Here is a 17,921-nt window from a genome sequence, read left to right on the forward strand (position 1 = left end):
GCTTTCAAATGTCCAACATAAAAAGCACTAAATAATTAGTACTTTTTAAACAACTAAATTAATGATAATACATAATAACGGAATTGTAATTAATGATAAAGCTGTTGATAAAAAAACTATTTCAACTGCTAGTTTGGCATCACCCGCATATTTTTCTGCTAATATTGCAGTTGTCGTACCAGCCGGCATCCCTGCCAGCACAGTAGATACAGCGGTAACTAATGGTGGTATATCAACCAAAACACATCCTAAAAGAACTAATAACGGAATAAAAATCAAACGAATAAAACTATAATAGAAAGTTAATTTGTTGATGACTTCTTTGATGCTGATTTCCGCTAAAATTCCTCCTATTACAATCATCGACAACGCCATATTACAGTTGCTCAACGCTTTAATTGTAATATCTAAATAATTTGGCAGCTGCACTTGACTTATCATTATGATCAAGCCAATAAATACAGCAATAATACAAGGATGCGTAATAACTTTTTTTATTACATCTTTACCTTTAGCACTAGTAAAACAAGCAACACCACCAGACCACATCACAATTCTTTGGGGAATAAGATAAATTGAAGCAAATAACAAACCATTTGACCCATATAGACCTTGAATTAAAGGTGAGCCCATAAATCCCGCATTAGAACAAATCGTTCCATACTGCAAAACACTTTGCTGGCTAGGTAATGCTTTAACAAAAAAATATTTTCCCAAAAAAGAACATACTAATTGAATTACAATTGAAACAATTAAAACCATTAAACCACTTCTAATAATTTCTCCATCCATTTTAATCATAAAAGAATATATAATATTAGCAGGTAAAATAACGTATATAACTAAATCTGTCAAACTTTTTCGGTTTGCACTAGATATAATATTTAATTTTCTTAAAACATATCCTACGATCATCAAAAAAAAGATTTCTATTTGTAAATCTATCAAATTATTAAAATCAACCACAATACCACCTCTTTGGCCCTAATCATAAACCAAAATAAAAAATATGTCATCTAAAAAATGCAAATATTGTTATAATGGAGATATGAAAAATTATGTTTATATCATTAAATGTGCTGATAATACATATTATACCGGCTGGACAACTAATATAGAAAAAAGAATTATTGTTCATAACAGTGGTAAAGGAGCCAAATATACCAAATCACGCCGTCCTGTAAATCTAGTATATTTTGAAGAACTAGAAAATAAGAGCCTTGCTTTAAAGCGTGAACATGCAATCAAACAATTAACGAGAAAACAAAAGGAGGATCTAATTAAGTTAGCAAAGGCTAATAAATAGTTTCAAATCGATAAATAAAATGCTATACTAAATGTAGAAAGAAGGTTAAGTATGAAATTAAACAGAAATGATCTCTGCTGGTGCGGCAGTCAAAAAAAATACAAGAAATGTCATCTTCAATTAGATGAAAAACTAGAACAATTAAAACATCAAGGCAAAAAAATCCCAACTCATAAAATGATAAAAAACGAAGAACAAATCAAAGGAATAAAAAAAGCTGCTGTTGTCAATTCAGGGTTATTAGATTACATTGAAGAAAACATCAAAGCAGGCATGGCTACAGAAGAAATAGACATCATGGCAAAAGAATACACTGAAAAACACAATGCTGTATGTGCTGATTATCATTATTGCGGTTATCCCAAACATATATGCGTATCCATCAATGATGTAGTTTGTCATGGTATCCCTTGTAAGGAAGAAATTTTACAAGAGGGTGATATTGTAAACGTTGATGCTACAACTATGGTAGATGGCTATTATGCTGATGCTTCGAGAATGTTTATAATTGGTAAAACATCTAAAGAAGCTGAAAAATTAGTCAAAGATACTAAAAAAGCTTTAGAACTAGGAATTCAATCCATTATCCCTTATCAAAGCTGTATCGGTGATATTGGTAAAGCTATTGAAACCTTCGCTAATGCTAATGGATATAGTGTTGTCAGAGAGTTTTGTGGTCATGGAGTAGGATTAGCCATTCATGAAGATCCCTATGTGTTTCATTTTGAACCAAATGAATCAACCGTGACGATTGTACCAGGTATGGTTTTTACGATTGAACCAATGTTGAATCTCGGTAATCGCGATGTTTTTGTCGACGCTGATGATGAATGGACTGTATATACTGAAGATGGCAGTCTTTCTGCACAATGGGAACATACTCTTTTAGTAACTGAAACAGGTGTAGAAATTTTATCCAAATAAAAACATCCTCTTGGATGTTTTTATTTAACATTAATAATTACATACTCACTTGGTGCCCCAGTTTTAATTGGATAGCGCCATCCTGCCATTCCTGAAGAAGTAATCGCTGTAAAATCATGAATAGTTCTTTGTCCTCGAATCAAAGTATCACTAGTAAGAGATTGAACTATCCCCATCGGAAATAACTGACCACCATGAGTATGTCCTGATAATTGTAAATCAATACCTAAAGCAGCATTTTCATCTAAATCAAGGGGCTGATGATCTAAAATAATCGTATAATTATTACGCTTATCTTCAGGAATCATCGCTAATAACTCTGAGGTTGCTAATCGCGGGTTATTTCCCCAAAAGCTTGCATCTTTACGCCCAATAATATTTATTTTATCTAGAGTTATTACTTCGTCTTCTAATACCGTAATCCCATTTTTTTCTAGGTTTTCTTTAATTTCTTCTGGTCCAAATGCCACGTCATCAAAATTACGAGAACCATTATCGTGATTTCCATACACATAATATATACCTAACTTATTTTTTATTGTTGATAAAGCTTTACTAGCATCAACCATATCATCTAATGGCGTGTTTTCATCAAATATATCCCCAGTTAAAACCACTAAATCAGCATTTAATTCACTCATTTCATCACAATATTTTTGTAATTGTAAAACATCTAGAGAAGTTGACATATGTAAATCAGCAATCTCAATAATTTTTAGATCATCAATCTTATCACTTGATAGATCATAAGTAGTAGCTACAACATGCTTAATATTATAATATCCATATCCTAGACATAAAACTGTTACTAATACTCCCAAAATTCCCGTTATAAAAGTAAATCGATAAATATTAAATCTTTGCAGCCAAATATTCAAAAATTCTAATATTAGTGTAATAACTAATAAATGATAATAAATCACGCCATATAATTCAAGCGTATTCATTGCCGGGATAGAAACTATTGTAATGATTATGGCTAATATAATGATATAAAATCGGTTAGTATGAATATTTAAAACCGAACGCATAAAACGATTAATAAAAAATGTAAAATAAATAACTCCTGGAATAATAGCAATTAGACCCATATATCGATACATCAAATTCCCCCTTTATTTATATTATCTATAATTAGATTTATTATACATTTTATCAAAACCAATAACTATTATTTTTATATTATAACTCATATTTATCAATTATATTTTAATAGTTTTCCTAAGTTTTAAAAGTATTAAACTCAAAAAAAGATTATTTAATTATTATATATGTTTTAAAATTTTGTATGAATACAAAATTTTAGCAAAAACTATATTGATAGCTTTGCTATTAATATTTATCAGTTTGAAATGAGAGATATGATGAAAAAATACTTATTACTTTTTATATTTATTATTAGTACCATGTTTCTTAACAATGTTCATGCAAATACTAATGATGCCACTTTAGTATTACTAAAGGAAGAAAATCTTGAAACTGCAGGAACTATTATCACTGCTAAAATACCTCATATTATCAATGTAAAAGATGAAAAAGTTAAAAATGATATTAATACTTTAATTAATCAAACCATTGATAATTTTTTAAACGAATCAAAAAAGAATGATGAAAATTCTGATTCGAAATATAAAGTAATAGTTGATATCACTTATCAAAATTACTACAGTGATGATAAAATAATATCTTTTTCTATTGATTTTACACAAAGTATGGCTGATAGTTACTTACAAAAAAAATTTTTTACTATCGATCTTATAACTGGTGAAATATATCAAATAGAACATTTTTTAGGTAAAAATTATCAAAATATTATTTTAAACGCTGTTAAACAGCAAGTTGCTGCAAACAAAGAAAAATATCCTAATCTAGCATATTTCGATGAAGCTATAAACAATTTAAAAATTACATCTGACCAAGCTTTCTATATCAACAAGAATAATCAGATCGTTGTTGTCTTCAATCAATATGAAATAGCACCAGGATATATGTCACTTCCTGAATTTATAATCAAATAACTGATAAATATAAATCCTCCCTAAGAAGGAGGATTTATTATAAAGAGTATCATACATTATTATAATACTTAAATAGTATTATCTTTCATCCATTGGTATAAATTCTTTTTCTTCCATAATACTTTTATATGCGGGACGAATAATCTTATCAACATTGATCAACTCTTCAATTCGATGTGCTGACCAGCCTACGATTCTTGCAATCGCAAAAATTGGTGTATAAAGTTCCACTGGAATACCTAACATACTATAAACAAAACCACTATAAAAATCTACGTTAGCACTTACCCCTTTATAAATATGCCTTTTTTTAGCAATTACTTCAGGAGCTAATTTTTCAATCATCGTATATAATGCATAATCATCTTCATGATGCTTTTCTTTTGCTAATTGATTTACAAAACTTTTAAAAACCTGAGCTCGTGGATCAGATAATGAATAAACAGCATGTCCCATACCGTAGATCAATCCTTGATGATCAAACACTTCTTTATCTAATATTTTTCCTAAATATTCTTTAACTTCATTTTCATCCTTTAAATCATGGACATTCTCTTTAATATTTTTTATCATTTCCATGACCTTAATATTAGCTCCACCATGTTTAGGTCCTTTTAGAGATGATAGAGCAGCCGCAAAAACAGAATAAGTATCGCTACCTGCCGAAGTTACGACTCTTGTCGTAAATGTTGAATTATTTCCACCGCCATGTTCCATATGAAGAACTAGAGCAACATCTAAAACTTGGGCTTCTAATTGTGTATACTTTTTATCAGGCCGTAACATCATCAAAATATTTTCTGCTGTTGATAAATTTTCATTAGGATGATGAATATACATACTATCACCTAACTCATAATGGTTATATGCATGATATCCATAAACTGCTAAACATGGTAAAACTGCAATTATATTAATACATTGTCTCAAAACATTACTTAAAGACTGATCAGAAATATGTTCATCATAAGCAGCTAATGTTAATACACTTTTTGTTATAGAATTCATAATATCTTGACTTGGCGCCTTCATAATAACATCTCTTGTAAAATTAGTTGGCAACTCATTAGATAATGCTAGTATTTCTTTAAAATCATTTAACTCCTTTTGATTCGGTAATAATCCAAACAGCAATAAATATGCAACTTCTTCAAAACCAAATCTTCGAAAAGAAAAATCTTTAACTAAATCAATCACATCATATCCACGATACCATAATCGTCCATCAACAGGCACTTTTTGACCATCAACCATTTTAAAAGATTCAATTTTAGAAATGTTAGTTAATCCCGTCAAAACCCCATTTCCATTTTGATCCCTCAAACCTCTTTTTACTCCGTGATCTATAAATAACTGAAAATCAATATTATCAGTTTCCAAAACCATCTCATTATATTTATTTAAATGCTCTAAATATTCATCTTTGTTCATAAAATTCCTCCTTTCATACAAATATTGAATATGTATTAGATAATATCATACTTTTTTGAATTCAAAATGAATAATAGTATATATTATATCAGCTTTGAAGAGTAAATTTTTTAGTTTAAGCAATTTTATGATTAATATCTTAAATGTTTATGACTGTTATATTTTTTCTGCTTTTTTGGGCAAAAAGACCCTGTTAATTTTTTACTTTTTAAGGTCCTCATGGTACAATATCTATAGAGATATTCTACTTAGATGTAATGGTTGCGCTATTTCCCTTACATCACTTACACTTAGGGCTTGTGTCCTAAGTGCTTCTTTTATTCTTAGCGCTATTTTATGTATCGTTTCAAATATCCCCCTGTTCCTTTCATAGTGCTCCATTAACTGTATGATCATATGGGTCATCAACAACAGTATAAAATGTCCCTTTACTGCATTTTCATCATAACTGTAGACATGTCCCAAATTATACCCTTTGTTTTTTAAATCATTGAATCCCCTGTTTTCTATCTTCCATCTCTTTCTTCCTGTTTTGATCATTTTTTCTATACTGTTTTCATTGATTTTAAAATTCGTTGCGTACCAATATGTCTTCCCTTTTGTCCTGAGTCTTATCATATACAATTTCATTTTCTATTGGTTCAAAATCCAATGGTATGACTATGTTATCTCTTTCTATAACAGCTAAAAACATCATTGTATAATGTCTTGTCCTGTTATGATGTTCTTTTTTATGCTTCCCTCTATCTTTTGAGCCTTCCTTGAAAACAGTTCTACTCCATCTACGATGACATGATAATATTCGTTATTTATTTTGAATCCGTCAAAAAACTTTTTATTCATGAGATGTCTGACCATTTCATACAGGATATTTCTTAACTGATTGATCTCTACTTCTTTGAGATAATTATTTATCGTATCTCCATGTGGTATTTCTTCTAATTCTTTTCCAAAAAAGAAGTTTGAATGATTTGATGACATTATCATTGTTAAGTTCTCTATTGATTTCCTTCATGCTTTTCAACTGACAACAGTAGCTTATGATTCTCGTAAAAAGTATTTCTTCCTGCTTATAGGTGATATAACTTTGATGTCTTGGATCATCAATCAGTGATAACTGCTTATTGAAATCAGGAAAATAATGTCTAATGATTTTGATAAGTTCTTTAAAACTTCCAAAACTGCTTTCTGAAATTCTTTTTTCTTTCTTTTTAGCCAGAAAAAAATTTACTTGTCGTTGCTGATATTATATAAACAAAAATCCTTCTTGATAGAAGGATTTTTAATAATTTTCTTTTCTACTTATAAATACATAACCTGCTGCCATTAACATAACAGTACCATAAACACCTATTAAAGATGTATCCCCAGTTTGTGGTGCACTAGGCTGCACCGGATTTTCTACTTGTTCAACATCAACCGTTTCTTTTACAGAAATTTGTTTTGCAATCCAATCAAATACAGAAATTCCACATTCATCACATTTAGATGCATTATTATCAAAATATGTCCAAGACCAATGACCATCATATTGATAAGGATTTTCATTCTCATCAAAATATAAACCTGATGTATCCACAACGTGTTCAGTTACAGAAACATGTAAATTACTTGCATTCATTGCTCTCAAGCGTTCAATAGTTGGAATTTCATGATCTACAGGTGGTACTGTAGTATCATCTAATGAATAAATAAAGAACATTGGTAAATCTTTAACAGCTTCTAATTGTTCATCTGAAATAACTTTATCTGGAACCGCTTCACAGATTGGCACGATTGCATCATATTCATTTGGATAAGCCATAGCCATCAAAAATGTCATATATCCACCATTTGAACATCCTGCAATAACAACTTTATTAGCCCCAACTTCTTCTTTATAAGCATTAATTAGCTCATGTAATGATTCTTGATAATATGATGTCCCGTCAGCTATAATATTTCCATTATTGAAATTACTCTTTGTACCATCTTTATCCATCCAATATGTTGGACACTGAGGGACTAACACATGTGCTCCTCCAACAGTATTTTGAAATTCTTCACCGGCTAAAGCAGTCACTTTATTCGCTAAAAGTGTGACATATGGATCGGTATTTGTAGTTCCTCCCTCACCAATTCCATGTAACCATACTACTAATGTATCAGATGCTTCTGCAGGTGAATATGATGCATATTTATAACTAACACCATCACTTGCCTGATAAGCAGCTTGTTTAAACATATCTGCAGCTGTTGATTTTTTAGTATATTCTTTATCAATATTAAATGATGTTACGACTTTACCATTTGAAGTAAGCGCATTATCTTGAGCTAATTCAATTGTAAAATAATATGGATTAGCATAATTATTATACAAATCAGGAATTGTAAATACTAAAGGTGAAGCAACAGTTGGACTAACTGCTAAATCTAATGTTACATATTTTGATGATTCATCTACTTCATTTCCACTAGCATCACTTAAATATGCTTCTTCGACAATACGTTCTTCATCTTTTTGTGCTAGAGGTATCGCTGTTTCTTGAGTTGTTTCGACAACTTTGAAAGTATTTGTAGAAACTTCATCTATTTCATGATCCAATGAAACAATAATTTGTTTAGTGGCACATCCCCAATCATACCCCTCAACATAAATACTATATGTACCTTTGATTTCAACCTCTTCATCAGCATTAACGATAGAAATTGTTGAAATGAACATAAAAGCACATATAAAACAACTTAAAATTTTCTTTATCATTTCTCTTCCTCCTTATTTTTCGGTGCTATTTTAACATTTAAGAACCCTAAATAAATGTTAAATCTTCACCTAATTGAGGTTATTTTCTCATCTTATCTCTATATTTAGCGGGTGTACAATTATATTTTTTTTTGAAAATTTGAGTAAATGATTTTAAATTAGGAAAGCCATGAAGATATGAAATTTCAATAATTGAATATTCAGAAAACAAAAGATCTTTACGAGCGTTTTTTAAACGTACTGAATTGATATATTCTTTAACAGTCATATTTAAACTTATTTTAAAATACTTTGATAAATATCCCGAAGATATATGAAAATGATCTGCAATTTGACCAATTGATAAATCTTCATTATAATGCTCATCAATATATTTTGTTATTCTAATAATTCTTTTGTCATGCTCTGATTGAATCATAAAAGGATAGTCTTTGCGTTTACATAAAGCTTGAGCAAAAAGAATATAGAGAAGATGTAAAATATAACTTTTTATCTCTATATCTTTAAACTTATTTTCATTTTCATAAGCAAGAATTATATGATAAATATCTTTTAAAACCTCATGTTGTGTTTGAAAATCTGGTTGCATAAAATAATAATTATCGATTTCACTAAAATTTTGTTTAATAAAATCATAATTAATTTGTAATGCATATCCTTTATATATTTCTGTCTCCTCTGTATGCGCCATACCATGAATTTCTTGCGTATTAACAATATAAAAGGTCCCCTCTTTAACAATAATTTCTCTTGTATCTATATGCAGTTTCAACTCCCCTAATATCGGCATTAAAATTTCAATACTATTATGCCAATGTTTTGCAGTCTTAGTAAGATGATCTTCAAAATATAAATCGATTAGTTTAATTGGTAAATCATAATCAAGCTCTATTTTCTCATACTGTATCATATTATCTCCTACTTTATTTTTATATTTCTTATTAAAAATATAACACAAAAATATATGATCAATCCAAACTTTTTTAATATTCAAGAAAAATAATAAGAGCACAGGATAATCTATGCTCTTAAATAAATGAGCACAGGATAATCTATGCTCTTAAATAAATAATTTTATTGATTTTCATTATTTTTCATATTTTTAAATGCTGTTGACAACATTAATTTAATTCGATTTAACTGATTAACTTCACTTGCCCCTGGATCATAATCAATTGCAACAATATTACTTTCAGGATAAGCCTTACGTAAAGCTTTGATTGCACCTTTACCAGTAACATGATTTGGTAAACAAGCAAACGGCTGCATACAGACAATATTTGGCGCTCCTGATTCTATTAATTCAATCATTTCACCAGTCAAAAACCAGCCTTCACCTGTTTGATTCCCAATTGATACGATCGTACTTGCTTTATCAGCTAAGTGTTTGATTGCAGTTGGAGGATCAAAACGTTTAGATTTCTTTAATGCTTTAATCATATCATGACGTAATAGATCAACAAACTTCATTGCAAGATTGCAAAGTCTAACTGCATTTTTAGATGCATGAAAATGTTTATTTTCAAAATCTGTACTATAAAAACAATATTGGAAGAAATCAATTAGATCTGGCATTACAGCTTCGCCACCTTCACGTTCAATAATTTCAACAATTTCATTATTTGCAGTAGGGTGGAATTTAACTAAAATCTCACCAACTAAACCAACTCGTGGTTTTTTTATGTCTAATATTGGTAATTCATCAAATTCTTTAACGATTTGATAAACATTTTTTCTAAAAGTAGAAATATTACCATTTTTTACATTTTCCTGACAACGTGTTACCCAAGATTCATATAATTCATTAGCACTATTAGCAACTGCCTCATATGGTCGAACACGATATAAAATTCTCATAAATAAATCACCATACATTGCTCCAATAATAACCTTTTTGGCTAATGGTAATGTTATTTTGAAGCCTGGATTATTTTCAAGTCCCTGTAAATTAGCTGAAATCACTGGTACTTGCGGCATTCCTGCATCCTGCAAAGCTTTTCTAATAAAGGCGATATAGTTAGTTGCTCGACATCCCCCACCTGTTTGTGAAATGATTACAGCTGTTTTATCCAAATCATACTTACCGCTCAATAATGCTTCCATAATTTGTCCCGTTACTAAAATACTTGGATAGCAGGCATCATTATTTACATACTTCAATCCTGCATCAACTGCTCCTTTATCGACCGAAGGCAAAACTACTAAATTATATCCAGATTCTTGCATTGCTGTTTCAATAAATTGAAAGTGTATAGGTGACATTTGTGGGCATAAAATTGTATACCCTGATTCTTTCATTTCTTTTGTAAATGGAACTTTTAATGGTTGATATTTAGGATAAATTTGTCTTTTATTTTTAGCTTGTTTTTCAATTGTTGCCTTAAGTGAACGAATTCTAATTCTAATTGCCCCTAAATTGCTACCTTCATCTATTTTTATTAATGTATATATTTTATGACGAGCTTTTAAAATATCTGCTACTTGATCGCTTGTTACAGCATCCAAACCACATCCAAATGAAGTAAGCTGAATCAACTCAAGATTAGGCTGAGTTGCAACAAATGATGCTGCCCGATATAGTCTTGAATGATAAGTCCATTGATCCACTACCCGCAACTGATCTAGATCCTTATCTAAATGACAAATACTATCTTCTGTTAATACCGCCATTCCTTCAGCAGTAATCAAATCAGCTAATCCATGATTAATTTCTGGATCAACATGATATGGTCTTCCTGATAAAACAATTCCTGTTAAATTATTTTCTTTGATATATTTTAAAACTGTCTCTCCTTGTTCTTGGATATCTTTACGACATTTTGCTAATTCATCATATGCTGCATTAATTGCTGCCTTTAATTCTTTATCATCAATACAAAATGCTTTTAATTCATTTTTTAAGTTATTAAATAATGTTTTTGGATTACTCAAATCCATAAATGGATTACGGAATATTACTGAACTATCAGCTAAGTTATCAACATTATTTCGAATAACTTCTGGATATGATGTTACAACAGGGCAGTTATAATGATTATTAGCATTATCAAACTCTTTTCGTTCATAAGCTAAACTAGGATAAAAAATATATTTTACGCCTTTTTCAATTAATGCTTCAATATGACCATGAGCTAATTTTGCTGGATAGCAAACACTTTCAGAAGGAATCGATTCAATTCCTTTTTCATATATTGCTTTACTAGAACGTGGTGATAAAACCACACTAAATCCTAATTTAGTGAAAAAAGTATGCCAGAAAGGATAATTTTCATACATATTTAAAACACGAGGAATACCAACTTTTCCTCTAATTGCCTGTTCTTTATTTAAAGAACGATAATTAAAGACACGACGATATTTATAATCAAACAGATTTGGTAATTTCTTTGTAGATACTGGTATATTAGCACCTCGTTCACAACGATTCCCACTAATATATTCACTATTATCATTAAATGTAGATACTGTTAACATACAGTGATTTGTACATTTTTGACAATATCTTATTTCACTATGACAGCAAAATTGCTCTAATTCTTCCTTAGTAAGTAGTGTCGTTGGTTGCCCATGATAACTTTCACGAGCTAGCCGGGCAATTCCAAACGCCCCCATTAAACCAGCAATATCAGGACGAATTGCATTAACTCCAGCTTCTTTTTCAAAAGCTCTTAAAACTGCTTCATTATAAAATGTTCCTCCTTGAACTAAAATACTATCTCCTAAATCATCTTTACTTCTAAGCTTAATAACTTTATATAAAGCATTTTTTATTACAGAATATGATAATCCAGCACTAATATCTTCTACTTTAGCCCCCTCTTTTTGAGCTTGTTTTACTTTAGAATTCATAAAAACAGTACAACGGCTTCCAAGATCGATTGGCGCTTTAGAATTCAATGCTAAAGAAGCAAACTCACTTACTTCATAACCTAATGATTTTGCAAATGTTTCAATAAAAGATCCACATCCACTTGAACATGCTTCATTTAATAAAATATCTTGAATGATTCCATCTTTGATTTTAATGGCTTTCATATCTTGACCGCCAATATCTAAGATAAAGCTAACATCTTTTTTAAAATATGTAGCAGCTTTGTAGTGAGCCATAGTTTCAACTTCACTCATATCAATTTTCATCGCTGCTTTAATCAAAGCCTCACCATATCCTGTTACACCACTATACACTAATTTTACCTGCGGTGGTAAAAGATCATATATTTCTTTTATAATCTTAACAACAACATTTAATGGATTTCCTTCATTAGAATCATAAAATGAATATAATAATGAATCGTTATCATCGATCAATACTGCTTTAGTTGTTGTTGATCCAACATCAAGTCCTAAATATACATTACCAATATAACTTTTAAGATCATTTTTTCTAACCTTATCAATATAATGACGATGTCTAAATTCATTCCTATCATCATCATCTACAAATAATGCTGGTAATGTATTTTCATTAGCTAACATACTATCATCAATATTTTCTAATTTATTAATCAGTGTTTCAATATCCGTTATACTTGTTTCTTCCTTGGCTAATAGCGTTGCTCCCATCGCAACAAATAATTGTGAATTATCAGGAAAAATGATATCTTCATCTTTAAGATTTAAAGTTTCTATAAAACGCTGTCTTAGTTGATCCAAGAAAAATAATGGTCCACCTAAAAACGCAACTTTACCCCTAATTGGTTTCCCACAAGCCAAACCACTAATCGTTTGATTAACTACAGCTTGAAAAATAGAAATAGCGATATCTTCTTTGTTGGCACCTTCATTGATCAAAGGCTGTACATCTGTTTTGGCAAACACTCCACAACGTGAAGCGATTGGATAAATCATCTGATAATTTTTTGCTAATTCATTAAGTCCCTTAGCATCAGTTTGTAATAATGATGCCATCTGATCAATAAAAGCTCCTGTCCCGCCTGCACAAGTACCATTCATTCTTTGCTCTAAAGAACCTTGGAAATAAGTAATCTTAGCATCTTCTCCACCTAACTCAATAGCTACATCGCATTCAGGTATATATGTTTCGATTGTTTTCGTACATGCTATTACTTCTTGAACAAATTTAATATCTAAATATTCAGAAAGTGATAATCCTCCAGATCCGGTCATTACAGCAGTTATTTTAAGATTACCAAATTTTGTTAATACTTCATTTATTAATGTTTTAATTGTAGCCTGTATATCTGAATAATGACGCTCATATTTTGAATAAATACATTTATCATTTTGATCTGTAATATAAATTTTTATCGTAGTTGACCCAACGTCAATTCCCATGTAATAATTCTTTTCCATTTTGTTCTCCTACTCTAAATTCTTTTTTATCTTACTCATTAATCTTATTAAATCATTGATTTCCTGTTCATCTAAATCTTTAACTAATATTTTCTCAAGCTTTTGAATATGTGCTTCTAAAGTATTGCTAAATTCATAAGCTTTATTAGTTAATACAATTTGTTTTAATCTAGCATCATAACCAACGTTGACTCTTTCAATATATCCATTACTTTCCAAACATTGTAACAATCTTGTTGCACTTGAACGTCGAATATTAAATGTAAGTTCAATATCTTTTTGAAAAATATCTTTATTTTGATGTTCACAAAGATATCCTAGAACTAATCCTTGTGGACCAGTTAAATTGTTATGTTCTTTACTAAAGCCGATCTCATTTAAACAACGACTGATCATATTTGCTAAAATTCTTATTTCCATTCCAATATGTTTTTCATCCATCATTTTTCTCCAACTTTGTTAGTTTGCTAACATTATATACTAATGTCGAAAGATGTCAACTTTTATGCTTTCATAATATGAAGAAAATTACAAATGTTTTAAATAATATTAAATTACAAAAAATTCAAATCTTTTAAATTGATTTGAATTCATTTTAATCATTATTTGAAATTTTATAAAAATATCGACATAGACTTATCACAACTGCACTTTTCATCAACTCAGTATTTACCCATAGAGCTAAATCATAAAAACTTCGATCTGAAAAGGCCATTTAGTATATTGCTTTGATTGCAATTGTTCAAGAGTCAAACCAGATATTTTTTTATCCACTAATCATGTAAATAAACAATTTCTTCAATACTCTACTTTATGCTTCCTGACCGCTGAACGTCTTCCATATTTAATTCACCCTCACCAAATGAATGATCCAGAACCTTCCGCCACCAATAAATAGTATGCCATATCATCCAGGCTACACTAGCTGATTCATGATATTTATCATTTTGCGGATGGTCCACCTGCCATTTACCATCTAAAAATCGAATCTATAGACCATTTTGTTCTTTACACCATAAAGTTTCATCATCCATTAAATCTTTAACATGATCTAAAAATGATTTCCAGCTAATATCTAATTGAAATAAAATGTTTTCTACTCGCATCCTTTTCTCCCTAATCATTACTAAACTTTTCTAATAACTCATTTTTATTTTCTATTATACTTTGATATGTAAATAAATATCCTAAAAAGCACCAGGCTAATGTTGCCGATAAAGAATATATATAGAACACTCCATAATCAGACAATCCCCCTATAAATTCACTTAAAACAATCATTACAAACATCTGAATAATGAAATATATTTCTTTACCATGACTTTTTTTCAACACATTAAAACACATTAAAACACATTTAATAAAAAATATTACAAACAAAATAAATCCTATTAAACCTGTCGTTACTAACGCCTCAAGAAAAACATTATGACTATGAACAACCTGAACTGCCCAATATTCAATAACATCTGTCTCCCGGCTTCCAATTTTTTTAAAATTATTAGCCCCAATACCAATCAAAGGCTCATCACGCCATATTTCTAATGCCGTTTTAGTCAATGAAATACGTCCGTTAGAAACCTCATCAATTATTGTCAACCCTTTATTAAAATCATCAACATTACCAGATATTAATAAATGCACTGCTTCTTTGATTTTATCCGTTTGAAAACGACTTGTCTCTTTTGAAGCAATTCCTTGCATCTGTGGGACAATTTCTACAAGCTGTTGTCCAAATAAACTTGCTGATACAATTACTGCTACTAAACCAGATACTAGCATTAATCTTTTAAACAAAGTATACGGTCTTCGTCGAATTAAAAAATAATAGCCGACCATGATAATTATAACAACTAAAATTATTAATGCTACACGACATTTTGTCAAAAGAATATAAACAATTTGTATGCCAATATTGATTAGATACCAAAATTTACCTCGAAATTTCTCTCTTACAGCAATTAGTGCCAATACAATTGTAATACACGCTAAAAAAGCTGCTGGATTACAATTAAAATAAATACCGAACAAACGACTTCCAACCATTCCTAGAGTCCAGCCATTAGCTAAGCTCGAATAATGAACTATATACATGCCAATTGAAATTATCGATGCTGATCCAACTAAAATATTGACAAGAGGAATGATTGCTTTTACCTCATCAAAAATATCATTTTTCGTCATTGATCGAGGATTATTAAAAACTAAAAAATATATAACTAACTGCATGATTGCAATTACATATGAATTTAAATCGCTATAACTATTTTTCAGTGTTGCAATCAACAATACAATTCCTTGAATCATCATCAAGATACTGTAATTATTTTTTATTCCAAATTCTTTTTTATAAATATCATGAATAATAATTATAATTGCCCACAATAATAATGGTAAAAACAAATAATTAATTTCAATACCAAAATAACCTAAAGCTAAAGTATTGATAAACATATATATAATAAAACATAATTTATAGTATTTGTGATTAAAAACCATTTTCTTCTATCTCCAATTTATTAATCTTATTATACCATTATTATAAAAAAATAAAATAAAAAGGAGCTCGAATATTTAAGCTCCTAATGTGTTAATCCTTTTAATTCACTATCCTTGATTTCTTTACCTTCTTCTACTTTATTAATCAATTCACGAACTCTTTCGATATGACTTTCAAAAGGCTTCATGACATCAGATTTAGTTCCATACATTGAATACGTCTCATAACAGTCATAGTATTCACCTTCAATTTGAACATTTATAATATTCCAGTCAGCCATATCATTAAGCTGCATATTCAATAATGAGCGAATTTCATCACTTGACATATCAGTTTCAAAAGTACCTTCAAGAGCACTTAATACATTATCAAAATTAGTAATGATCTTTGGTGATAAAGCCTTATCCATCAAAGCTTTTAAAACTTTTTGTTGGTTTCGTCCTCTTGCAAAATCACCTAATTTCAAATGTTTACGCTCTCTTACAAAACATAGCGCTTTATCTCCATCCATTTCATTTATTCCTTCAGTAATATGATAGTTACCATGTAATGTGATAAAATCTTCATCCGATTCCACCGTTATACCCCCTAGAGCATCAACTATATTAGTCATTCCACTAAAATTTGTTCGGACAAAATAATTAATATTCATATCTAACAGATCTTGAATTGTATTAATTGTTTCGCTTGTTCCATAATTACCAGTATGTGTCAGTTTGTCCAATTTTCCATTTGAATGTAACTCTATTTCACAATCACGAGGAATACTTGTCATTAAGATTTGCTTAGTTTTAGGGTTGACAGTAACGATTAGATTAACATCGCTACGAGATACAGTTTTTAAGCTACCATAAACATCAATTCCAGTAACATAAACTGAAAACGGCTTTTCTGTTACATCAGTTTTCTTTGTAGTTACTTCTAATTTAGCATCATAGGTATATGAAGTGATAACTTTAGTTTCATCATTAAAAGCTTCATGATTAACTTGTAACATACTTCGATATTGCTCACCAGCAACGATACAGTCGACTTCTCCACTATATAAAGCATCCGCTAATTCTATATAATTATCATACTTTTGATATTCTTGTTCACCTATTTCATCTTCCATATCGGCTAGAGCAGTTGTTAGAGTTGTTGAATCTTTTTCATAAGTTACACCAAACTTTTTTCCACTTAAAGTTTTTTTAGTAATATCACTATCTTTTAAAGCAATTACAGAAATTACATATTGTTGTCCTACAGCATCACTTACTTTATTGATAAATCTATCACCCCGTGAAATCATCGTACAGCCAATTACTAAAGTGATACTAATTAATAAACTAATAACTTTCGTAATCACGCTTCTTTTACTTATAGAATCTTTTTTTTCTCCACTGTAAATAATTCCAAAAAAAGCGCACAATAATATCAATAATCCACCAATAATTCCAATTAAATATTTCATTGGAATTAAATTAAGTTTAAAGATAAAATAAACAACGATTATTGAAATAATTAACTGAATACCTAAAATAAAATACTTTGATGTTAAAAATCTTAAAAACTTATTATTTCTCATTTATCTACCTCAACTCCTTATTAGTTTACCCTATGATACCTAAAATATCCAAATTCGTCAAATAATAACAAAATATTCCATATTTAGCTGAAATTTTTAATTACAGATTGTTTTTACTA

The 17,921-nt window shown here is 29.7% G+C and carries 14 protein-coding genes; 3 read left to right on the forward strand and 11 right to left on the reverse strand.

The window, feature by feature from the left end:
• Positions 1–45: 45 nt before the first annotated feature.
• A complete protein-coding gene (locus BR82_RS0104490; protein WP_027089204.1) occupies positions 46–966 on the reverse strand; it encodes an AEC family transporter in 921 nt (306 codons plus the stop codon).
• 82 nt (positions 967–1,048) lie between these two features.
• On the opposite strand from BR82_RS0104490, the gene BR82_RS0104495 reads away from it, so the two are divergent.
• Both BR82_RS0104495 and BR82_RS0104500 read left to right on the forward strand, forming a co-directional pair.
• Positions 1,049–1,306, forward strand: a complete 258-nt coding sequence (locus BR82_RS0104495; protein WP_027089205.1) for a GIY-YIG nuclease family protein — start codon at positions 1,049–1,051, stop codon at positions 1,304–1,306.
• A 51-nt stretch (positions 1,307–1,357) separates the two neighbouring features.
• Entirely contained in the window at positions 1,358–2,230 is an 873-nt protein-coding gene (locus BR82_RS0104500) for a methionyl aminopeptidase (RefSeq protein ID WP_027089206.1), read from the forward strand.
• Between the two features lie 20 nt (positions 2,231–2,250).
• On the opposite strand, the gene BR82_RS0104505 is transcribed toward BR82_RS0104500, so the two are convergent.
• A complete protein-coding gene (locus tag BR82_RS0104505; RefSeq protein ID WP_027089207.1) occupies positions 2,251–3,333 on the reverse strand; it encodes a metallophosphoesterase in 1,083 nt (360 codons plus the stop codon).
• A gap of 261 nt (positions 3,334–3,594) precedes the next feature.
• On the opposite strand from BR82_RS0104505, the gene BR82_RS0104510 reads away from it, so the two are divergent.
• Positions 3,595–4,248 carry a DUF3298 and DUF4163 domain-containing protein gene (locus BR82_RS0104510; RefSeq protein ID WP_027089208.1) on the forward strand — a complete coding sequence of 218 codons (654 nt, stop codon included), beginning with the start codon at positions 3,595–3,597 and terminating at the stop codon, positions 4,246–4,248.
• Between the two features lie 78 nt (positions 4,249–4,326).
• On the opposite strand, the gene BR82_RS0104515 is transcribed toward BR82_RS0104510, so the two are convergent.
• The 9 genes from BR82_RS0104515 to BR82_RS0104565 all read right to left on the reverse strand — a co-directional run bounded on the left by BR82_RS0104515 (position 4,327) and on the right by BR82_RS0104565 (position 17,802).
• On the reverse strand, positions 4,327–5,679 hold the full coding sequence (locus BR82_RS0104515; protein ID WP_027089209.1) for a citrate/2-methylcitrate synthase: 1,353 nt from the start codon (positions 5,677–5,679) through the stop codon (positions 4,327–4,329).
• 231 nt (positions 5,680–5,910) lie between these two features.
• Positions 5,911–6,297 carry a transposase gene (locus BR82_RS0104520; protein WP_027089210.1) on the reverse strand — a complete coding sequence of 129 codons (387 nt, stop codon included), beginning with the start codon at positions 6,295–6,297 and terminating at the stop codon, positions 5,911–5,913.
• Positions 6,298–6,372: 75 nt separating this feature from the next.
• Positions 6,373–6,666, reverse strand: coding sequence for a hypothetical protein (locus BR82_RS0104525; RefSeq protein ID WP_027089211.1), 294 nt, complete (start codon positions 6,664–6,666; stop codon positions 6,373–6,375).
• A 295-nt stretch (positions 6,667–6,961) separates the two neighbouring features.
• The gene (locus BR82_RS15125; RefSeq protein ID WP_240474510.1) at positions 6,962–8,422 is read right to left on the reverse strand and encodes a hypothetical protein; all 1,461 of its coding nucleotides are present in this window, start codon (positions 8,420–8,422) and stop codon (positions 6,962–6,964) included.
• A 79-nt stretch (positions 8,423–8,501) separates the two neighbouring features.
• On the reverse strand, positions 8,502–9,332 hold the full coding sequence (locus tag BR82_RS0104535; protein ID WP_027089212.1) for a helix-turn-helix transcriptional regulator: 831 nt from the start codon (positions 9,330–9,332) through the stop codon (positions 8,502–8,504).
• Between the two features lie 164 nt (positions 9,333–9,496).
• The gene (locus BR82_RS0104540) at positions 9,497–13,735 is read right to left on the reverse strand and encodes a 2-hydroxyacyl-CoA dehydratase (RefSeq protein WP_027089213.1); all 4,239 of its coding nucleotides are present in this window, start codon (positions 13,733–13,735) and stop codon (positions 9,497–9,499) included.
• Positions 13,736–13,744: 9 nt separating this feature from the next.
• Positions 13,745–14,176, reverse strand: coding sequence for a MarR family winged helix-turn-helix transcriptional regulator (locus BR82_RS0104545; protein WP_051592740.1), 432 nt, complete (start codon positions 14,174–14,176; stop codon positions 13,745–13,747).
• Between the two features lie 675 nt (positions 14,177–14,851).
• Positions 14,852–16,234, reverse strand: coding sequence for an O-antigen ligase family protein (locus BR82_RS0104560; protein ID WP_027089215.1), 1,383 nt, complete (start codon positions 16,232–16,234; stop codon positions 14,852–14,854).
• An 83-nt stretch (positions 16,235–16,317) separates the two neighbouring features.
• Positions 16,318–17,802, reverse strand: coding sequence for an LCP family protein (locus tag BR82_RS0104565; protein ID WP_027089216.1), 1,485 nt, complete (start codon positions 17,800–17,802; stop codon positions 16,318–16,320).
• Positions 17,803–17,921 lie beyond the last annotated feature (119 nt).

The organism is Thomasclavelia saccharogumia DSM 17460, from assembly GCF_000686665.1.
Taxonomy (GTDB): Bacteria; Bacillota_I; Bacilli_A; order Erysipelotrichales; family Coprobacillaceae; genus Thomasclavelia; species Thomasclavelia saccharogumia.